The sequence below is a fragment of the Nocardia asiatica NBRC 100129 genome, assembly GCF_000308415.1.
GTDB lineage: Bacteria > Actinomycetota > Actinomycetes > Mycobacteriales > Mycobacteriaceae > Nocardia > Nocardia asiatica.
Genome location: NZ_BAFS01000101.1, coordinates 1 through 19,759, shown reverse-complemented (window position 1 = coordinate 19,759; position 19,759 = coordinate 1). Strand labels below are relative to the sequence as shown.

Sequence of the window (19,759 nt, the reverse complement as noted above, 5' to 3'; positions counted from 1 at the left end):
GACTATAGCACCGCTTGACAATCTAGTGTCACTAGATCTGATGCTGTCCACCGGGCAGCCCGCCACGCGGAGGTTGCTGATGCGCGCTGGAATGCCGGTGGTCAGAGCCTCGGGTTCGCCCCGACCCGAGCCCGGTTCCGGCGCGTCAGGCCGCCTTGGGCGTGGCCGTGGCCGGTAGCCGGCGGCGGTTGGCGCGCAGGCAGTTCAGCATCAGCGGCAGCAGCCAGAACGCCGCCGACTGGTCGTAGCTGAGCTGAGCGGCCGACAGCCGGTTGTGCACGAACCCGACCGACAGGCCCAGCCGGGGTTCGGCCCAGCCGAAGGAGCCGCCGAGGCCGATGTGCCCGAAACCCGCGTGAGCGCCCGGCATGGGCAGCGAGTGGTAGCCCAGCCGCCACATCATCGGCAGGTAGAACAGCGCGCGATCGGGCTGATAGGTCTCGACGCGGCGCAGTGCCTTCATGGTGTGGCCGCCGAGGTACCTCCTGCGGTCGGCCCCCATGCCGTCGTTGGCGAGCGCGCCGTACATCTTCGCCAGCGCGGGCGCGGTGCACACCCCGTTGCCCGCGCCGAGTTCGGTGTCCAGAATCGGCGGGCTGACGCCCTCGAGAATGGCTTCCAGACCGGGCAGGAACAGGCACCGCGTGGCGGCACCGAGCGCGCCGGGAATCCGGTGGCTGCGGCCCAGCACGGCGGCGCCCAGCGGCTTGCCCAGCATGCTCAACTGGGTGCCCGCCAGCGGGGCGTAGGTGATCGGCGCGCCGGCGGGCGGCCTGCCCAGGTGCAGGCCCTCGATGCCGAGCGGCTCGGCCACTTCGGTGCGGATCAGCTCGCTCAGACCGGTGCCGGTGATCGCGCGAGTCAGGCCGCCGATCAGCCAGCCGAAGGTCAACGCGTGGTAGGTGGGCACGCCGAGCAGGCGGTCGGGCTTCGCGGCGGCCAGCCGCTGCTCCATGAGTTCGTGGTCGAGCACGTCGGCCAGTCCGCCGGTGGCGATCGGGGCCAGCGCGGACAGCCCCGCCCGATGGGTCAGCAGCTGACGCACCGTGATCCTGCGCTTGCCGTTGAAGCCGAATTCCGGCCAGTACTCGGAGACCGGGGCCGAATAGTCGAGCAAGCCGCGATCGGCGAGGCGGTGCACGACGGTGGCGGCGACGCCCTTGGTGGCGGAGAAGATGATCGTGCCCGTGTCCCTGGTCCACGGAGCGTCGCCACCGGAGCCGACCCAGACGTCCACCAGCGGCTCTCCGTACCGGTGCAGCGAGAACGCCGCGCCCGCACCCCGGCGATTGCCGAACGCCCGTGCGAAAGCCCGCACGAACGGTGCGAATTCGGCGGCGGCGCTGCCACCCATCCCCGGGGGAAGAACCGCGAGGTCCCCGGAAGCGACGTTGCTCATCTCTCCACGGTAATGGCGCGGGGCGATTCCGGCAAAGCGCCTGTCTCGGACAGTTGTACGGCCGTTATCCGGCAGCCCCGGAAATTCACCGGAAAAGACCCGTCCGCCAGTGGGCTTTCCGCGCCCTCAGCGCGGGCCCGGCGGCGCCGTTTCCAGCAGCACGAACGAATGGCCGGGAACGGTTGTCGCGGAAGGCCCGATGGTCGGGGATTCCCAGGACAGCAGCGGGATGCCCGCGACCGGCACCGCGACCTGGTCCTCGCCGAGATTGCACACCAGGGCCAGCGTGCCGCGGTGCACCACGATCCACCGCGCGGCCTCGTCGTAGTCCACCGACACGTGGGTCAGCCAAGGGTCGCTCAGTTCCGCCCGCTCGCGACGCAAGGCCAGCAGGGCGCGATAGCAGGACAGCAGCCGCGCCTGCTCCGGCTCGTCCGGTTCGGTCCAGTCGAGCTTGGAGCGCAGGAAGGTCTTCAGATCCTGCGGGTCGGGCACGTCGCCTTCGGGCCAGCCGTGGGCGGCGAACTCCTTCTTGCGCCCGGATGCGGTGGCGGCGGCGATCTCCGGGTCGGTGTGCGAGGTGAAGAATTGGAACGGCGTGCGCGCGCCCCACTCCTCCCCCATGAACAGCATCGGCGTGAACGGCCCGCACAGCACGAGAGCGGCCTTGATCGCCAGCTGGCCGTCGGTCAGGTAGGCGCTCGGCCGGTCGCCGAGCGCGCGGTTGCCGATCTGGTCGTGGTCGCAGGTATAGGCCAGCAGCGCGCTTCCCGGGATCAGGCCACGGTCGATCGGGCGGCCGTGCGTGCGGCCCCGGAAGCTGGAATACGTTGCGGCGTGGAAGAACCCGTGCTTCAGCGTGCGCGCCAGGCAGCGCAGCGAGCCGAAATCGGCGTAGTAGCCCTGCCGCTCACCGGAGACGGCGGTGTGCACGGCGTGGTGCAGGTCGTCGTTCCACTGCGCGGTCAGGCCGTAGCCACCGGCCGCGCGCGGGGTGATCAGCGTCGGATCGTTGAGATCGCTCTCCGCGATCAGCGTCAGCGGCCTGCGCACGTGGGTGGCCAGGCGCTCCACGGCGACCGACAGCTCGGCCAGCAGGTGCGTGGCCGTGCGGTCGACCAGGGCGTGCACCGCGTCCAGGCGCAGCGCGTCGATGTGGAAATCGCGCAGCCAGCGCAGCGCGTTGTCGATGATGTGGGCGCGCACGTGATCGGACTGCGGTCCGTCGAGGTTCAGACTCTGCCCCCAGGTGTTGCGTCCCTCGGTCAGATAGGGCGCGAAGCGCGGCAGGTAGTTGCCCGAGGGGCCGAGATGGTTGTAGACGACGTCCAGGCAGACCGCCAGCCCCCGGGCATGGCAGGCGTTCACGAACCGCTGGAGGCCGTCGGGACCGCCGTAGCTCTCCTGCACCGCGTACCAGAGCACGCCGTCATAGCCCCAGTTGTGCGTGCCGTCGAAGGCGTTCACCGGCATCACTTCCACCACGGTGACGCCGAGCGCGACGAGATGGTCGAGCCGTTCGATCGCGGCGTCGAAGGTGCCTTCGGTGGTGAAGGTGCCGATGTGCAGCTCGTAGTAGACCGCCCCGGCCGAGGGCCGCCCGGTCCAGTGCGCGTCGGTCCAGCCCGCCGGATCGAGGGTGTGCAGCGCCGAGCGGGCGTGCACTCCGTCGGGCTGGCGGGGCGAGCGGGGATCGGGCAGCACGGTCGGGTCGTCGTCGAGCAGGAAGCCGTAGCGCGCTCCGCTCGCGGCGGGAACCTCGGCGCGCCACCACCCGTCCGGCGAGCGCCGCATCGGGTGGACGACACCCGCCACATCCAGTCGCACCGACTCCGGCCGCGGCGCCCACACCTCGAACACAGTCACCGCGCCAGCATCGCACGGGCGCGTCCGGCTCGCCTGGCACCCGCACCGGCCCGGGCGCAGCGGCGTGCGCGGTCCCGAGTCGCGCCAACTCGCCGAGTCGATTCACGCGGTCCGCGCCGTGGTCGAGGGCAGGACCGACCCGGCGCGGAAATACGACGGGCAATGGCTTGTGGTGCCATGGCCCGGACGGGTGATGCCTGCAAGAGTGGAGGTATGGGCATCTATACCGAGCACGTGGTCCCCCGGATCGTCAACGTTGCCTGCGGGCTGCGCGATTTGGCCCCGCTGCGTGAGCGGGTGTGCGCCGGACTGCACGGACAGGTCGTGGAAATCGGTTTCGGTTCGGGACTGAACGTGCCGTTCTATCCGGCGACGGTCGCGTCGGTGCGTGCGGTCGAACCCGCCGATCTCGGCTGGCGGCTGGCCGGCGGCCGCCTCGCCGCCGCCACCGTGCCGGTCGAGCGGGCCGGGTTGGACGGGCAGTCGCTGCCCTTCGCCGACGACACCTTCGACTGCGCGCTGTCGACCTGGACGATGTGCACCATCCCCGACATCGCCGCCGCACTGGCCGAGCTGCGCCGGGTGCTCGTCCCCGGCGGAACCCTGCATTTCGTCGAACACGGGCTCGCGCCGGACGAGAACGTGCGGACATGGCAGAACCGGCTGAACCCGGTCCAGAAACGACTGTTCGGCGGCTGCCACCTCAACCGCGATATCCGCGGCCTGGTGGCAGACGCCGGCTTCGAGATCCGCGACGCCGAGTCGTTCTACGGCGAGCACGCTCCGCGCTTCATGGTCGCCCAGACGCTCGGTGTCGCGGTGTCGCCCTGACGATCAGACGATGCGGACCGACAAGGTGTAGGTCGCGTTGCCACGGCTCGGCTCCACCGAGATGGCGTAGTAGCCGGTCTTCGGCAACGTGATCCGGCTCCAGGTCTCCTCCGCGCACAGGACGCGCCCGTCCGGGCCGCTGGTGGTGAACCGCGCGTTGCCCTCGACGGAGGTGAGCTCGAGGGTCAAGGTCTGCCCGGCCCGCGCCTCGAACGCGTAAGTGTCGGCGTCGCCACGGACCACCGCCCCGTCGACCGACGTGCGATCGCTTCCGGGCGCGAACTCGATCTCGAAGACCGAGCCCGCGTTCGCCGCGCCCGCCCCGACCGTCGCGACGGCGAACGCGGGCACGAAAAGCGTGACGCCGAGTACGAGCAGGCGCAGGGTGCGCAGGATGGCTTGCATGATGTTCCTCGTTTCCTGGAGTGGACGACTTGCCCCAGAACTGTCCGCGCAGCCGCCTATCGGATGCTTAACAGTCCCTTGGCATTCGGAACACCGCAGGTCGCCAGCCGTCGGCAACAATATTGGAACGATCTGTCCAAAACTGTGCTAACGTGAACGCATGCCACGACCCAGATCCTTCGACGAGGAACGCGCGGTGGACGCGGCGATGCACGCGTTCTGGCGCGCCGGATACGAGGCGACCTCGACCGAGGACCTCTGCGCCGCCACCGGACTGGGCCGCAGCAGCATCTACAACACCTTCATCAGCAAGCGCGACCTGTTCGGGCGCGCCCTGCGCCACTACATGGCGATCAAGAACGCCGCGACGTTCGACCTGCTCGACAGCCAGGCGCGGGCGCGGGACAAGATTCGCGCACTGCTGTGGCAGATCATCGAAGCCCCGGAGGGGGACCCGCTCGGCTGCCTGGTGGTCAACACGACGATCGAACTGGCCCCGCGCGACCCGGAATTGGCCGCCGCACTCGCCGCCGACCACGAGCGACGGCTCGCGGCACTGACGGACGTGTTCGAGGCGGGCAGGCGCGCGGGCGATATCGCGGCGGACAAGGATCCGGTCGCCCTGGCCCATTTCGTGATCGCCACGATCGGCGGCATGCGGGTGGCCGCACGCGGCGGCGCGGATCGCGAGACCCTGACCGCCGTCGCGACCACGGCACTCGACGCCCTCTGAGCCGCGCTTCCCACATCCGGCGACGGCTTTGCCGCGCCCTAATTTTGGATAGTTCAGTACAAAACAAGGAGGTACCGATGCCCATGGCGATCTACGTCCTGGGTCTGTCGATCTTCGCCCAGGGCACCTCGGAGCTGATGATCGCGGGTCTGCTCACCGAAATGGCCGCCGACCTGGGCGTCTCCGTACCACAGGCGGGCCTGCTCATCTCGGCGTTCGCCTTGGGCATGCTGGTGGGGGCGCCGGTGCTGGCGGTGGCGACGCTGCGCTGGTCGCGGCGCACCGCGCTGCTGGCCTTCCTGGCGGTCTTCGTCGCCACCCACGTGGTCGGCGCGCTCACCTCGGACTACTGGGTCCTGTTCGCGACCAGGGTGGTCGGCGCGTTCGTCTACGCCGGGTTCTGGGCGGTGGCCGCGACCACGGCGATCAGCCTGGTACCGCCCACCGCGCGCGGCAAAGCGATGAGCATCGTGGCGGGCGGGCTGACCTTGGCCATCATCATCGGGCTCCCGGCGGGCACCGTGATCGGGCAGCAGTGGGGCTGGCGGGCGGCGTTCTGGGCGGTCGCGCTGCTGTCGGCGGCGGCCGGGATCGGCGTGCTGGCGAAAATCCCCGGCGGGCGAACCGGCGCGCCCGTGCGGCTGCGCACCGAACTGCGCACGATGACGCGTCCCGCGCTGTGGCTGTCCTACGCCACCACCGCGCTGTCCATCGCCGCCCTGATGGTCACCTTCGCCTACCTCGGAGCCCTGCTGTCGCGCACCACGGGCCTGGCGGACAGCTGGATTCCCGTGGTGCTCGGTGTCTACGGACTCGGCGCTCTGCTCGGCATCGTCGCCGGTGGGCGCACCGCCGACGATCGCCCCCTCACCAGCCTGTACGTCGGCATCACCGGCGGCGTGCTCACCTCCGCGCTCCTGGCTCTCACGATGGAGCACACCGTGCCCGTCGTGCTGCTGTCATTCCTGTTGGGCGCGTTCGGTTTCGGCATCAACCCGACCTTGAACAGCCGCGTCTTCACCCTCGCGGGCGATGCCCCCACCCTGGCGGGAGCCACCAACATCTCCTCGTTCAACGTCGGCATCACCGCAGGCCCGTGGCTCGGCGGACTCGCGATCGGCGCGGGCCTCGGCTACGAAGCGGTCGCCTGGATCGGCGTGGTCCTCGGCATCGCCGCACTCGCCGCCGTCGCGGGCAGCCACGCTCTGCACCGCAAGCAGACGGTGCGGGGCGTGGGCGAAACACCCGCCCCGGCACTGGCCGACATGGTCGGGTAGGTCCTCCACCAGACACCGGCCCCGCCCCGACAATGCGCAGATCGGGTGCGGGGCCGCTGCTGTGCGTTGAAAATCTCGTTCAGCCCGGGACGTTGAACTCGCCGTCACGGACGCCAGCAGCGAAGGCATCCCACTCGCCGGGCGCGAAGATCAACGCCGGACCGCTGGGATTCTTGGAGTCCCGCACGCCGACCATATCCCGGTCGAGGAACGCGACTTCCACACAATCCTTGGCTCCCCCACTTCGAGTGCTCTTGAACCAGCGGGCACCGGACAGGTCGATCATGTCATCAGCTCCTTCATGCTCGCCGGCACCAAATCTCTAGATGCTGCTTCGGGTAACGCTACCTGCGCCAGCCTTCGGACGACGTCGGCGTACTGAGCCACTTCGACGTCGCGCTCCAGATAGAGATCCCCCACGTAACCCTCGATGTACACGACCGGCGGCTCCACCTGCCTCGACGTAGGCAGCGGCGGAAAGTCGAACATGACGAACGGTGACCGAGGGATATACGCAACCGGGGTCTGGGCATCGAATGGCACGATACGCAGCGAGACATTCGGCATCTCGGACAACTCGACCAGATGCCTGAACTGATCCGAGATGATCCCCGGGCCGCCCACCAGATAGCGCAAGACGGCCTCGGAGAGGATTGCCTCGAAATGAAAATCGCCGCTGTTCAGCAGCTCTTGCCGCCTCATCACGAAGTCCAGCACACGCTCGACCTCCTCTGACGGCACGTTCGGACGCTCAGCCCACACAAGAGCACGACGGTACTCGCGCGTCTGCAACAGCCCCGGTATCAGGATCGTTTGCCACGTGACGATGCGACGCGCGGCCTCTTCCAACGCCAGATAGTGATTGAAAGCTTTCGGGATCACGTCCGCATGGGCTCGCCACAAGCCGCCCTTGGACGTTGGGGCCTCTCGGATTTCCTGGGCGAGGTCCAGCAGTAGTCTGCGTTCCTCGTCACTGGCGTTGAATGCATTGGCGAGGGCGTTGATGATCAGATCCGTGGTCTTGGTGACCTTGCCGTCCTCCAAGCGGCCATACGTCTGAGGCGAGGTCTCGATGATCCGCGCGGCGGCGTTTTGCGAGATGTCGTTGCGCTCCCGCAGCTCTCGCAGTTGGCGGCCCAAGGCTCGCCTGGGCAAGGTAGATCCTGCGGTCATTTCGTTCCCCCTTGCTGACTGGATGCATGAAATATGGCATGCCCCACGGTGGAATGCCTTGTCGTGAAATGGTGGCAATTCCACCGCAGATCTACCACGATAGCCCTGCGAATGCTCGTGCGGCTCACGTCTACTGAGGAAGCGCCCGGCGCAGGCCAGCCCCCATAGCCCTGGGGGACATCGCCTGGAGGCCCGGAGAGCCAAGCGGCGATGGTCCGGTATCTCGGAGACGGTCATCTCGCCGGACCCTGCACCGGGCGCGTACCAACACTAGGCCAGGAGCGCGAAATGCCCACGGCGATCATCTTCTGCGAGCCGATCTGTTCGGCGGGGTAGAGACCAGGGACGTACAGGAACTTCACTGCGGCCGACTCGCTTCGGCCTACGGGCTCGAGGTGAACCGGACAATCATCGCCGACAGAGCCGACCCGATCCCGTGGACGCTCAAGGAAGTGGTTGGCCTGGGATACCAAGTGCTGATCACTTACTCCTTGGCGCACATCGACTTCAGAGCCCCCGAAATCGTGCAGCGATGCGGATTGCTCGTCGGGCACCCCTACGGCTGGTACCACAAGGGCCACACCGGAATCATCGTGGACATGTCAATGGCGCCTTCGCGGCGATGAACCGGAAGCCCCGGAGTTGGGAAGTCTCCGGCTCCGGGGCTTCGCGGCGGTGATGGTCGGACCGACCGGAAGATCGGCCACATCACGCTCAATCCCGTGATCGCATGCTCACGCAGTAAGACAGCCCGGCCCGAGCAGCGCCTTGAGGTCGCCCATCAGTGCCGAGGACGGTGAGACGCGCAGGCGTTCGTCGAGTTTCAGCAGCGTGGTCTTGTCGCGGGCGCCGACGTGCCGGATATGGACGTCCGATGTGCCGGGGTGCCGGGACAGGACCCGCTTGAGTTCGCCGATCTTGTCCGGCGTGCACATCCGGGTGGTGACGGTGACCGCGAGCGGCTTGGCCACGCCGACAGCGGACAGGTCGGGCACGGCGAGATCGTTGGCGATCAGCGAGATCCGGTCGTCGCGGACCGAGACGCGCGCCTTGACCAGCACCACCGCGTCCTCCACCACGTCCATCCCGTACACCGAGTACGACTGCGGGAAGAACAGCACCTCGATGCCACCGGTGAGGTCTTCCAGCTGCGCGGAGGCCCAGGCCAGACCGTTCTTGTTGATGCGCCGGTTCACCGAGGCCAGGATGCCGCCCACGGTCACCTGGGTGCCGTCCTTGATGTCGCCTTCCAGGATGGCGGGGATCTGCGTGTCGGCCTGGGCCGCGAGCACGTGCTCGACACCGTTGAGCGGGTGCCCGGAAACGTACAGGCCGAGCATCTCGCGCTCCAGCGCGAGACGGTGCTTGGACTCCCACTCCTCGTCGGGCACCTTCACGTTGAACACCGACGTCACCGACTCGTCCGCGTCCAGGCCGCCGAACAGGTCGAATTGACCGATCGCCTCGGCCTTCTTGGTGGCCATCACGGCATCGATGGCGTCGGAGTGGATCAGCATCAGGCCCTTGCGCGGATGCCCTAGCGAGTCGAAACCGCCTGCCTTGATCAGCGATTCGGTGACCTTCTTGCTGGCGGCGATCGCGTCGATCTTGTTCAGGTAGTCGGAGAAGTCGGTGAACTTCGACTTCTCCTTACGCGCCTGAATGATCGAGGCGACGACGTTCGCGCCGACGTTGCGCACCGCGCCGAGACCGAAGCGGATGTCCTTGCCGACGGAGGCGAAGTTCTGCTCGGACTCGTTGACGTCCGGCGGCAGCACGGTGATGCCGAGACGGCGGCAGTCGGAGAGGTAGACGGCGGCCTTGTCCTTGTCGTCGCCGACGGAGGTGAGCAGACCCGCCATGTACTCGGCCGGATAGTTGGCCTTGAGGTAGGCGGTCCAGAACGAGACGAGGCCGTAGCCCGCGGCGTGCGACTTGTTGAACGCGTAACCGGCGAACGGAAGGATCGTGTCCCACAGCGCCTTCACCGCGGCCTCGGAGAAGCCGTTGGCGGTCATGCCCTCGTGGAAGCCCTTGTACTCGGCCTCGAGGACTTCCAGCTTCTTCTTACCCATGGCCTTGCGCAGCGCGTCGGCCTTGCCCATCGAGTAGGAGGCGACCTTCTGCGCGATGAACATGATCTGCTCTTGGTAGACGATCAAGCCGTAGGTCTCGGCGAGGATGTCCTTGAGCGGTTCCTCGAGTTCGGGGTGGATCGGCTTGATCGGCTGCCGCCCGTTCTTGCGGTCGGCGTAGTCGTTGTGCGCGTTCATGCCCATCGGGCCCGGCCGGTACAGCGCGAGCACGGCCACGATGTCGTTGAAGCCGGTGGGCTGCATGCGGCGCAGCAGGTCGCGCATGGGGCCGCCGTCGAGCTGGAAGACGCCGAGGGTGTCACCGCGCGAGAGCAGTTCGTAGGTCGCGGGATCGTCCAGCGGCAGGTTGTCCATGTCCAGGTCGATGCCGCGGTTGGCCTTGATGTTGTCCAGCGCGTCACCGATGACGGTGAGGTTGCGCAAACCGAGGAAGTCCATCTTCAGCAGGCCGATGGCCTCGCACGACGGATAGTCCCAGCCGGTGATGATCGCCCCGTCCTGGGGCCGCTTCCACACCGGGATGGCGTCCATCAGCGGCTCGGAGGACATGATCACCGCGCAGGCGTGCACACCGGCGTTGCGGATCAGGCCCTCGAGACCGCGGGCGGTCTCGTAGATCTTGGCCACGTCCGGGTTGTTGCCGATGAGCTCGCGCACCTCGGCGGCCTCTTTGTACCGCTCGTGGTCGGGGTCCATGATGCCCGACAGCGGGATGTCCTTGGCCATGATCGGCGGCGGCAGCGCCTTGGAGATCTGGTCGGCGATGGCGAAGCCGGGCTGGCCGAACTGGACGCGCGCGGAGTCCTTGATCGCGGCCTTGGTTTTGATGGTGCCGAAGGTGATCACCTGGGCGACCCGGTCGCTGCCCCACTTCTCGGTGGCGTAGCGGACCATCTCACCGCGGCGGCGATCGTCGAAGTCGATATCGATATCGGGCGCGGACGGGCGCTCCGGGTTGAGGAACCGCTCGAACAGCAGGCCGTGCGGGAGCGGATCGATGTTGGTGATGCCCAGGGCGTAGGCCACCAGCGAACCGGCCGCCGAACCACGGCCGGGGCCGACCCGGATGCCGACTTCCCGCGCGTGCTTGACCAGGTCGCCGACGACGAGGAAGTAGGCGGGGAAGCCCTTCTGCTTGATGACGTCGAGTTCGAAGTAGGCGCGGGTGTAGTACTCCTCGGGCACGCCGTCCGGGAACCGGCGCGCCAAGCCGCGGTCGACCTCTTTGCGCAGCCAGGAATCCTGGTCCTCGCCCTCGGGCACCGGGAAGACCGGCATGCGGTCCTTGAAGGCCCACACGTCGTCGTAGGACTGGACCCGCTCGCCGATCAGCATGGTGTTGTCGCACGCGCCGGGCACCTCGGCGTCCCACAGCGCGCGCATCTCGTCGGCGGACTTCAGGTAGTAGCCGTCACCGTCGAACTTGAAGCGCGTGGGGTCCGACAGCGTCTTGCCGGTCTGCACGCACAGCAGCGCCTCGTGGTTGGCGGACTGATCCTTGGTGACGTAGTGGCAGTCGTTGGTGGCCAGCGGCGGAATGCCCAGTTGCCTGCCGACGTTCAGCAATCCCTCGCGAACCCGGCGCTCGATGGACAGGCCGTGGTCCATGATCTCGAGGAAGAAATTGTCCTTGCCGAAGATCTCCTGCCACTTGGCGGCGGCCTCCAGCGCCTCACGCTCGTGCCCCAGGCGCAGGCGGGTCTGCACCTCGCCGGAGGGGCAGCCGGTCGTCGCGATGATGCCTTCGGCGTGCTGGGCGATGATCTCCGCGTCCATGCGCGCCCACTTGCCGAGCTGGCCTTCGATGGAGGCCAGCGAGGACAGCTTGAACAGGTTGCGCAAGCCGGTCGCGTTCTCGGCGACCATGGTCATGTGGGTGTAGGCGCCGGAGCCGGAGACGTCGTCACCCTTCTGGCTCGGATCGCCCCACTGCACGCGCTTGGTGTCGAACCGGGAGGCGGGCGCGATGTAGGCCTCGATGCCGATGATCGGCTTGATGTCGTGCTTCTTGGCCGAGTTGTAGAACTCCGAGGCCCCGTACATGTTGCCGTGGTCGGTCATCCCGACCGCGCTCATCCCCAGCCGTTTCGCCTCCGTGAACAGTGGCGAGATCTTGGCCGCACCATCGAGCATGGAGTACTCGGTGTGGTTGTGCAGATGGACGAACGATCCGGACGAGGCGGCCAAGATGGTCCTTCCTCCCAAGGTCTCGACGGGGGTTGGCTGGACCGATTCTAGGCGGGCGCACCGACTGGTTCGGACCGGCACGCGGGCACTACTCGGGCGCCCGGCGTGTCGGTGGGGAAGATCACCGGCGCGTCCTGGTGACTCGCCGAAGGACGACCGATTTCCGCGAGTGTCGGAGCCTCACCGAATGCCGAAACGCGCGAACGGGGGCCGTTGCGCGGCGGTAGGCTCTGCTTCCCTCCCCACGACGACGTCGGGCGCTTTTCGGGGACGGAATGAGCATGGCAGGCAAGAAATTTCCGAGATCGTGGAGGTGTCGATGAAATCGACGACAGCGCTGTTGATCGCTCCCGCCGCCGCGGTGGCCGCACTCGTGGCGACGGCCGCCCCCGCCGCGGCCGCTCCCGCCGCGTTCGCCACCGTGTACACCCTGGCCCAAGGGCCGTGCGCGGGTCAGGTGCAGATGTCGGTCAACGGCAACGCCTACCCCAACCAGGCGGCGTTCACCGTGAGCTCGAATCTGATCGGCGCCGGGCCGTGCACGCTGCCGCTCACGCTGAACTGGCACAACGTCGACACCGGTCAAGAGGGCTCGTTCCAGGTCGTGGCACACGGCCCCGGCTACTGGGGCAACAGCGGCCACTCCACCCTGTTCACGCCCGGCATCGGCAAGTTCACCGCGACGGTCGCCGTCGGCGCGGCGCATTTCCCCTCCCCGGGCACGGTCGAGTTCACCGTGCCGAAGTACCAGGGCTGACCGCGCCACCGCCCAGGTGGACCGGGCTGAACCCGCACCGCCCCGGCCGCGCCGCCGCCCAGGTGGACCGGGCTGAACCCGCACCGCCCCGGCCGCGCCGCCGCTCCGGTGACGGCGCGGTCCGGCGTTCGGGGCCGGGTCTCGCCTACAGACCCGACAGGGTGCCGCGCGAGATCCGGCCGACGCGATAATCGGCTCATGCAGTCCGTGCGCCGATGCCCGCCATGACCACCGCGCTCGCCGTCGCGGCCACGGCGGCGCTGATCGCCGGTGCGCTGCTGATCTGGTCGCGCACCCGCCGAGTGGTGACCACCCCCGCCGAGCGGGCGGTGCATTCGGCGCTGCACACCGCGTCGCTGGCGGCGGTCCCGCTGCGGCGCGGACTCACCGAGCGGTCCGCGCGGGAGGCGGCGCCGCACCTGCGCGCACTCACCGGCGCCGAAGCGCTCGCGCTGGCCGATCCCGAGGGCACGCTGCTCGCCTGGGACGGCCCGCACGCCGAACTGGCCGAATACTTCGGCGAAGCCGCCGCGCGCGCCGTCGCGGGCGAGCGTCCGGTGCTCGTCGCCGGACCCGGACGCGGCGAGCACGCGGGCCGCACGCTGATCGCGCAACCGCTGCTCATCGAATCCAACGGCGTGGCCGGTGTGCTGGGCGTCGTGAGCACCGGACAGCCGGGACCGGGCCGCCTCGGCGCGGTCGCCGAAGTCGCGCGATACGCCTGCGGCCAGCTCGAACTGGCCGAACTGGACGCCTCGCGGGCCCGGCTGGACCGCGCCGAGGTGCGCGCGCTGCGGGCGCAGATCAGCCCGCATTTCATCTACAACGCGCTCAACACCATCGCCTCGTTCGTGCGCACCGACCCGGCGCGCGCCCGCGAGCTGATCCTCGAGTTCGCCGATTTCACCCGGTACTCCTTCCGCGCCGCGGGCGAGTTCACGGTGCTGTCGGACGAACTGCGCAACATCGAGCGCTACCTCGCGCTGGAACGCGCCCGTTTCGGTGACGCGTTACAGGTGCGGTTGCGGATCGCGCCCGAGGTGCTCGGCGTGGTCCTGCCCTTCCTCGCGCTCCAGCCGCTGGTGGAGAACGCGGTGCGGCACGGGCTGGCGGGCACCGCCCACGGCGGCACGGTCAGCATCGTCGCCACCGACGCGGGCACCGACTGCGTGATCAGCGTCGAGGACGACGGCGTCGGCATGGACCCCGACCTGCTGCGCTCCGGCGCGCTGGACGCCGTCGGCACCGGCACCGGCCCCGCAGGCTCCGGCGAGTCCGCGCACGTCGGCCTGGCCAACGTCGACGACCGGCTGCGCGCGGCCTTCGGCGACGACTACGGCCTGGTCGTGGAGACCGCACCCGGCGCGGGCACGAAGGTCAGCCTGCGCGTGCCCAAATTCCGCGCGGGCATCCGGGCCTGAGTTCCCAGAGCCACCGTCCGGACATGAGTGTTCAGCACACCACGCCCGAGCACGGAGCTGGTCGCGCCGGTGGCATCCGATTCGCGGCCCGAGGGCGGAGCTTTACGATGGAGCGATTGTGACCCGCGTGACCGGCAAGCCGGCGGGCGCGCTGCGCGTGCTCGCCGTGGACGACGAGAAGCCCGCTCTGGACGAGCTGGTGTATCTGCTGCGCGCGCGGAGCGAGATCGGCGAGATCCACGCGGCAGGTGACGCCACCAGCGCGCTGCGGGTGCTGCGCGCCCACCCGGTCGACGCGGTCTTCCTGGACATCAACATGCCCGGCCTGGACGGCATGGAACTGGCGGGCATCCTGTCGGAGTTCGCCAATCCGCCCGCCGTGGTCTTCGTGACCGCGCACGACGACCGGGCGATCGCGGCGTTCGACCTGGGCGCGGTGGACTACCTGCTCAAGCCGCTGCGCGAGGCGCGGCTCGCCGAGGCGGTGCGACGGATCGCCGCCGCGCGCAGCGCCCCGCAACCGCCCGCCGACGAAGCGCGGGCCGATCCGAGCGAGGTCATCCCGGTGGAGTTGGGCGGGGTGACAACGTTGGTGCCGAGGTCGAGCGTGAGCTGGGTGGAAGCCGACGGGGATTACGCGCGGCTGCACACCAGCGGCGGATCACACCTGGTGCGGATCCCGCTGTCGGCGCTGGAGGCTCGCTGGCACGACGCCGGTTTCCTCCGGGTGCACCGGTCGTATCTGGTGGCGCTGCGGTTGGTCACCGGGCTGCGCACGGTGGGCTCCGCGACGGTGGTGTGCCTGCGGGCCGAGGGCGACGCGCAGGCGGTCGAACTGCCGGTCAGCCGCAGGCAGGTGCGGGAGCTGAAACATCGGCTCGTGCACCGACCTCGGCAACACTGGGGCAATCAGTGACCGCGCCGCAGCGTCCGGTACGCAGGCGCGTGGTGCTCTCCGAGCGGCGTGGCGCCCGGCGGGTGCGCACCCGGGTGGAGGTCGCCGAGCAGACCGAGTTCGGCGAAGCGCTCATCAGGGGTCTCATCCGCGCGCAGCTCGGGCTCGCGCTGCGCGTCGGCCTGGTGAGCATCGCGCTGCTGTGCGCGCTACCGGTGCTGTTCCGCACCGGTTCGATCGGCTCCACGACGGTGCTGGGCATCCGGTTGCCGTGGCTGCTGCTCGGCGGCGCCTTATACCCGTTGCTGTTCCTGATCGGCCGCACGTATGTGCGCTTGGCCGAACGCAACGAGCAGGACTTCCTCGAACTGGCCGAGGACTGACCGTGCGCCCGGCCCGAGCCACCTCCCCAGCACAGACCACCGGCCTCGCCCCCGCACGCGTGGCGAGCGATCCGACTCGCCCACACCGCCGTGAATCACCCGCAAGACGGCGACCGGCCCGGCCACGGGCAAGCAGGCAACACCGCTGGCCCTGGCAACAGTCCGCCTCGGCCAAGAACCTTCCGACCACACCCGCATCGCTCGCCGAACGGCTTCACCCACCCGGCGGTGCTCCGTGATCTCGGGCACAGCGCCCGCGCTGACCTTGGCCGCGCTGGTTCTGGCGGCGCTGGCGACCGTCGCGATCGGCGCGTACGGCGTGCGGCTGGCGCGCACCACCTCCGATTTCCTCGTCGCTTCGCGCAGCGTGGGACCGCGCTGGAACGCGGCGGCGATCTCGGGTGAATACCTCTCGGCAGCCTCGTTTCTCGGCGTCGCCGGGCTGATCGCGAAATACGGCGCGGACGCGCTGTGGTACCCGGTGGGCTTCACTGCCGGATACCTGGCGCTGTTGCTGTTCGTCGCCGCGCCACTGCGGCGCTCCGGCGCTTACACGGTCCCCGACTTCGCCGAATTCCGTTTGGGCTCACTGCGTTTGCGCAGGCTCGCGGCCACGGTCGTGGTGCTCATCTGCGCGGTGTACCTGATCCCGCAATTCCAGGGAGCGGGCCTGACGCTGCACATCCTGCTCGGCGTGCCGGACTGGGTGGGCGCCGTGGCGGTGGGCGCCATCGTGCTGGCCAACGTGGCCGGTGGCGGGATGCGGTCGATCACGCTGGTCCAGGCGTTCCAGTACTGGTTGAAACTGACCGCTGTGGCCCTTCCCGCGCTGGTTCTGCTCGGCCACTTCCTCGCCGACGAACGGGAACTGGGCGGGCCTGCCCCGCCGGTGGTGTCCGAGCGCACCACCGTCGACGTGACCACCGACGTGGTGGTCCGGGTCGGCGCACCGCAGCAGGTCTCGATCACCGGCACCCTCGACGACCGCCCGGTCGACGGTCCGGTGCCGCTGACCCCGGGCACCCACGAGCTGTCCGCGGGCACGCGGTTGGTGCTCGAGGCCGGGGCCGCGGTGCCGGTGGTCGCGGGCGCGCCCGCGGACGGCGCGGGCTGGCTGGCGCCGGGCGGCGGGCTCGGCGGTCCGCATCCGACCTATCAGGTCTATTCGCTGATCCTCGCGACCTTCCTCGGCACCATGGGTCTGCCCCACGTGCTGGTGCGCTTCTACACCAACCCCGACGGCCGGGCCGCGCGCGCGACGGCGCTCGCCGTGATCGGCCTGGTCGGGTTGTTCTACCTGTTCCCGGTGCTGCTGGGCGTCTTCGCGCGGCTGTACGTGCCGCAACTGCTGATCACCGGCACCTCCGATGCCGCGGTGGTGCTGCTGCCCGGATCGGTGGTCGCCGGACTCGGGGGACAGCTGCTGGCGGCGCTGGCCGCGGCGGGCGCGATCGCCGCGTTCCTGTCCACCTCGTCCGGCTTGCTGGTGAGCATCGCGGGCGTGCTCAGCACCGACATGCTGCGCGGGCGGATCCGCGATTTCCGCACGGCGGCGCTGGGCGCGGGCGGGGTTCCGCTGGCGCTGTCGCTGACCGTGGTATCGCTGGACCTCTCCCGCACCGTCGGCCTGGCCTTCGCGGTGGCCGCTTCGACGCTGTGCCCGCTGCTGGTGCTCGGCATCTGGTGGCGCGGGCTGACCGCGGCGGGCGCGGCGGCCGGTCTGGTCGCGGGCGGGCTCGCGGCGGGCGCGGCGACCGCGGTCTCGGTCACCGGCGGGTTCTCCGGCGAAGTGGCGGGCGGCTGGCCCGCGGCGGTGCTGAGCTATCCGGCAGCGATCAGCGTGCCGTTGGCGTTCGCCACCATGGTGCTGGTCAGCTCGTTCACCCGGCGGCTCGACGCCAGGACCGTGAGCCGGATCTTCGTCCGGATGCACGCGCCGGAACGCCTGGGCATGGGCGCGGACCGCGAGCGGAGTCTGCGCTCGGACTGACCGGCGCCCCGCGCGGATCTTTTCGCGTGCCGGGCGGGCCGACCGTTCGTCGCACCGCATCGACCGCTCACCGCAGATTCGGCCACCTTCACGGAGTGACCCACACCACAGCCTACTGGCGGCCCGCATGCCTGGCTTACCGTCCTCGAGAAGTAAGCCACGTCACTCGGTAGGACCATCATGACCAGTATCAACCTCGACGACACCGCACCGCGGCGAGCGCCGAGCGCAGCAGAATTCGCCGAAGTCCAGGCGAGCCCCCAATTCCAGGAGCTGCGAACGCGCTTGCGCCGCTTCGTGTTTCCGATGACCGCGCTGTTCCTGCTCTGGTACCTCGGTTACGTGCTGCTCGGCGCCTACGCGCACGACTTCATGAGCCAGCGGGTGTTCGGCGAGATCAACGTCGGATTGCTGCTCGGCCTCGGCCAGTTCGTGTCCACCTTCGCCATCACCGCGCTGTACGTCCGGTTCGCCAATCGGGAACTGGATCCGCGGGCGGCCACCATCCGCGCCTACCTCGAGGGAGACCGAGCGTGAACACCGTGCACACCTACGCCGCGTCGGCCACCGTCGGCAACCCGGTCGCCAATATCGCCATCTTCGGCGTCTTCGTCGCGATCACGATGATCGTGGTGATCCGGGCCAGCCGTAACAACGCCACCGCCGCCGACTACTTCACCGGAGGGCGCGGCTTCTCCGGCCCGCAGAACGGCGTCGCCATCGCGGGTGACTATCTGTCCGCCGCGAGCTTCCTCGGCATCGCGGGCGCCATCGCGGTCTACGGCTACGACGGATTCCTCTACTCCATCGGATTCCTGGTCGCCTGGCTGGTCGCACTGCTGCTGGTCGCCGAAATGCTGCGCAACACCGGCAAATTCACCATGGCCGACGTGCTGAGCTTCCGGCTGAAGGAAGGCCCGGTACGCACCGCCGCCGCACTGTCCACGCTGACGGTGTCGCTGTTCTACCTGCTCGCGCAGATGGCGGGCGCGGGCGGGCTGGTCGCGCTGCTGCTGGACATCTCCGACAAGACCGGGCAGTCGGTGGTGATCGCCGTCGTCGGCCTGCTGATGATCGTGTACGTGCTGGTCGGCGGCATGAAGGGCACCACGTGGGTGCAGATCATCAAGGCGGTGCTGCTGATCGTGGGCGCGGCGGTGATGACCGTCATGGTGTTCGCCGAGTTCGGATTCAACTTCTCCGACATTCTCGGCTCCGCGCAGAACGCGGTCTCCGATTCGGCGAACAAGGCCGTGGCCGCGCGCGACGTGCTCGCTCCCGGCGCGCAGTACGGCGGCAGCGAGACCTCGAAGCTCAACTTCCTGTCCCTCGGCTTGGCGCTGGTGCTCGGCACCGCCGGTCTGCCGCACGTGCTGATGCGTTTCTACACCGTCCCCACCGCCAAAGAGGCGCGGCGCTCGGTGGTCTGGGCGATCGGCCTGATCGGCGCGTTCTACCTGTTCACCCTGGTGCTCGGCTACGGCGCGGCGGCGATCGTCGGACCGGACCGCATCCTGGCGGCCGCGGGCGGGCAGAATTCGGCCGCGCCGCTGCTGGCCTTCGAACTCGGCGGCGTGCTGCTGCTCGGCGTGATCTCCGCGGTCGCCTTCGCCACCATCCTGGCGGTGGTCGCCGGGCTGACCATCACGGCGTCGGCGTCGTTCGCGCACGACATCTACGCCAACGTCATCAAGCGCGGCAAAGCCGGTGAGCGCGAACAGGTCCGGGTCTCGCGGATCACCGCGGTGGTGATCGGCGTACTGGCCATCGCGCTGGGCATCCTGGCCAACGGGCAGAACGTCGCCTTCCTGGTGGCGCTGGCGTTCGCGGTCGCGGCGTCGGCGAACCTGCCGACCATCCTGTACTCGCTGTTCTGGCGGCGCTTCAACACGACCGGCGCGCTGTGGAGCATGTACGGCGGCCTGATCTCGACCATCGTGCTGATCGTGTTCTCCCCCGCGGTCTCCGGCTCCAAGTCCGCCATGCTCCCCGGCTCGGATTTCGACTGGTTCCCGCTGTCCAACCCGGGCATCGTCTCCATCCCGCTGGCGTTCGTGCTCGGCATCGTCGGAACCTTCGTGGGCGGCAACTCCGAGGATCCGGCCAAGGCTGCGGAGATGGAGGTCCGCTCGCTCACCGGTGTGGGCGCCGAAAAGGCGGTGATGCACTGATCGCTGCCCGGCATACCTCGTCCCCACCGCTTTTTCGTTAGGAGAATCTCGCGTGACCAGCGCAACCACCGATGACCGCGACGCCACCACCACCTACCCGCCCGACGCGCAGTTCGCCGCCCAGGCGAACGCGAGCGCGGCGTTGTACGACCGGGCGCAGGCGGATCGGCTGGAG

At 69.1% G+C, this 19,759-nt stretch carries 17 protein-coding genes; 11 read left to right on the top strand and 6 right to left on the bottom strand.

All coding sequences use genetic code 11. The features are described from left to right. Window positions 1–145: 145 nt before the first annotated feature. Entirely contained in the window at window positions 146–1,399 is a 1,254-nt protein-coding gene (locus ON27_RS09775; RefSeq protein ID WP_043722885.1) for a serine hydrolase domain-containing protein, read from the bottom strand. A 126-nt stretch (window positions 1,400–1,525) separates the two neighbouring features. Next, window positions 1,526–3,265 carry a malto-oligosyltrehalose trehalohydrolase gene (gene treZ, locus ON27_RS09770; RefSeq protein ID WP_086007456.1) on the bottom strand — a complete coding sequence of 580 codons (1,740 nt, stop codon included), beginning with the start codon at window positions 3,263–3,265 and terminating at the stop codon, window positions 1,526–1,528. A gap of 213 nt (window positions 3,266–3,478) precedes the next feature. Between treZ and ON27_RS09765 the strand changes: the two genes are divergently transcribed. Next, window positions 3,479–4,096, top strand: coding sequence for a class I SAM-dependent methyltransferase (locus ON27_RS09765; RefSeq protein ID WP_043722882.1), 618 nt, complete (start codon window positions 3,479–3,481; stop codon window positions 4,094–4,096). A gap of 3 nt (window positions 4,097–4,099) precedes the next feature. Here the strand turns inward: ON27_RS09765 and ON27_RS09760 are convergent, their stop codons facing one another. Then, window positions 4,100–4,501, bottom strand: a complete 402-nt coding sequence (locus ON27_RS09760) for a PPC domain-containing protein (protein ID WP_051046395.1) — start codon at window positions 4,499–4,501, stop codon at window positions 4,100–4,102. A 160-nt stretch (window positions 4,502–4,661) separates the two neighbouring features. Here ON27_RS09760 and ON27_RS09755 point away from each other — a divergent pair, with 160 nt between their 5' ends. Next, a complete protein-coding gene (locus ON27_RS09755) occupies window positions 4,662–5,234 on the top strand; it encodes a TetR/AcrR family transcriptional regulator (protein ID WP_043722879.1) in 573 nt (190 codons plus the stop codon). 77 nt (window positions 5,235–5,311) lie between these two features. Then, complete coding sequence (locus ON27_RS09750; protein ID WP_043722876.1) at window positions 5,312–6,511, top strand: Cmx/CmrA family chloramphenicol efflux MFS transporter; 1,200 nt, start codon at window positions 5,312–5,314, stop codon at window positions 6,509–6,511. 79 nt (window positions 6,512–6,590) lie between these two features. Here the strand turns inward: ON27_RS09750 and ON27_RS09745 are convergent, their stop codons facing one another. Together ON27_RS09745 and ON27_RS09740 are read right to left on the bottom strand one after the other, a co-directional pair. Continuing rightward, window positions 6,591–6,797 (bottom strand): DUF397 domain-containing protein, encoded by a 207-nt coding sequence (locus tag ON27_RS09745; protein ID WP_043722873.1) that lies wholly within the window; start codon window positions 6,795–6,797, stop codon window positions 6,591–6,593. Continuing rightward, complete coding sequence (locus tag ON27_RS09740) at window positions 6,794–7,684, bottom strand: helix-turn-helix domain-containing protein (RefSeq protein WP_083887472.1); 891 nt, start codon at window positions 7,682–7,684, stop codon at window positions 6,794–6,796. The genes ON27_RS09745 and ON27_RS09740 overlap by 4 nt, the downstream gene beginning before the upstream one ends. Window positions 7,685–8,079: 395 nt before the next feature. On the opposite strand from ON27_RS09740, the gene ON27_RS09735 reads away from it, so the two are divergent. Continuing rightward, a complete protein-coding gene (locus ON27_RS09735; RefSeq protein WP_043722870.1) occupies window positions 8,080–8,310 on the top strand; it encodes a hypothetical protein in 231 nt (76 codons plus the stop codon). Between the two features lie 108 nt (window positions 8,311–8,418). Here ON27_RS09735 and dnaE read toward each other — a convergent pair whose 3' ends face one another. Further along, window positions 8,419–11,967: a DNA polymerase III subunit alpha gene (dnaE, locus tag ON27_RS09730; protein ID WP_043722867.1), complete on the bottom strand. Its 3,549-nt coding sequence runs from the start codon at window positions 11,965–11,967 to the stop codon at window positions 8,419–8,421. A 319-nt stretch (window positions 11,968–12,286) separates the two neighbouring features. Between dnaE and ON27_RS09725 the strand changes: the two genes are divergently transcribed. The 7 genes from ON27_RS09725 to ON27_RS09695 all read left to right on the top strand — a co-directional run bounded on the left by ON27_RS09725 (window position 12,287) and on the right by ON27_RS09695 (window position 19,584). Next, window positions 12,287–12,724: a hypothetical protein gene (locus tag ON27_RS09725; RefSeq protein ID WP_043722919.1), complete on the top strand. Its 438-nt coding sequence runs from the start codon at window positions 12,287–12,289 to the stop codon at window positions 12,722–12,724. Between the two features lie 215 nt (window positions 12,725–12,939). Beyond that, entirely contained in the window at window positions 12,940–14,145 is a 1,206-nt protein-coding gene (locus tag ON27_RS09720; RefSeq protein ID WP_086007455.1) for a sensor histidine kinase, read from the top strand. A gap of 127 nt (window positions 14,146–14,272) precedes the next feature. Continuing rightward, entirely contained in the window at window positions 14,273–15,061 is a 789-nt protein-coding gene (locus ON27_RS09715; protein ID WP_043722913.1) for a LytR/AlgR family response regulator transcription factor, read from the top strand. Further along, entirely contained in the window at window positions 15,058–15,423 is a 366-nt protein-coding gene (locus tag ON27_RS09710; protein ID WP_043722864.1) for a hypothetical protein, read from the top strand. Before ON27_RS09715 ends, ON27_RS09710 begins: the two co-directional genes overlap by 4 nt. A gap of 235 nt (window positions 15,424–15,658) precedes the next feature. Continuing rightward, the gene (locus ON27_RS09705) at window positions 15,659–17,413 is read left to right on the top strand and encodes a sodium/solute symporter (protein WP_043722861.1); all 1,755 of its coding nucleotides are present in this window, start codon (window positions 15,659–15,661) and stop codon (window positions 17,411–17,413) included. A 180-nt stretch (window positions 17,414–17,593) separates the two neighbouring features. Then, complete coding sequence (locus ON27_RS09700; protein ID WP_083887470.1) at window positions 17,594–17,950, top strand: DUF485 domain-containing protein; 357 nt, start codon at window positions 17,594–17,596, stop codon at window positions 17,948–17,950. Continuing rightward, on the top strand, window positions 17,947–19,584 hold the full coding sequence (locus tag ON27_RS09695; protein ID WP_174377827.1) for a monocarboxylic acid transporter: 1,638 nt from the start codon (window positions 17,947–17,949) through the stop codon (window positions 19,582–19,584). The genes ON27_RS09700 and ON27_RS09695 overlap by 4 nt, the downstream gene beginning before the upstream one ends. The last annotated feature ends 175 nt before the right edge of the window (window positions 19,585–19,759 follow it).

Excerpts from the sequence above, each read along its gene's own strand:
- ON27_RS09775 (WP_043722885.1), bottom strand. The coding sequence starts at position 1,399 with ATGAGCAACGTCGCTTCCGGGGACCTCGCGGTTCTTCCCCCGGGGATG.
- ON27_RS09765 (WP_043722882.1), top strand. The coding sequence starts at position 3,479 with ATGGGCATCTATACCGAGCACGTGGTCCCCCGGATCGTCAACGTTGCC.
- ON27_RS09760 (WP_051046395.1), bottom strand. The coding sequence starts at position 4,501 with ATGCAAGCCATCCTGCGCACCCTGCGCCTGCTCGTACTCGGCGTCACG.
- ON27_RS09755 (WP_043722879.1), top strand. The coding sequence starts at position 4,662 with ATGCCACGACCCAGATCCTTCGACGAGGAACGCGCGGTGGACGCGGCG.
- ON27_RS09750 (WP_043722876.1), top strand. The coding sequence starts at position 5,312 with ATGCCCATGGCGATCTACGTCCTGGGTCTGTCGATCTTCGCCCAGGGC.
- ON27_RS09745 (WP_043722873.1), bottom strand. The coding sequence starts at position 6,797 with ATGATCGACCTGTCCGGTGCCCGCTGGTTCAAGAGCACTCGAAGTGGG.
- ON27_RS09740 (WP_083887472.1), bottom strand. The coding sequence starts at position 7,684 with ATGACCGCAGGATCTACCTTGCCCAGGCGAGCCTTGGGCCGCCAACTG.
- ON27_RS09725 (WP_043722919.1), top strand. The coding sequence starts at position 12,287 with ATGAAATCGACGACAGCGCTGTTGATCGCTCCCGCCGCCGCGGTGGCC.
- ON27_RS09720 (WP_086007455.1), top strand. The coding sequence starts at position 12,940 with ATGCCCGCCATGACCACCGCGCTCGCCGTCGCGGCCACGGCGGCGCTG.
- ON27_RS09700 (WP_083887470.1), top strand. The coding sequence starts at position 17,594 with ATGACCAGTATCAACCTCGACGACACCGCACCGCGGCGAGCGCCGAGC.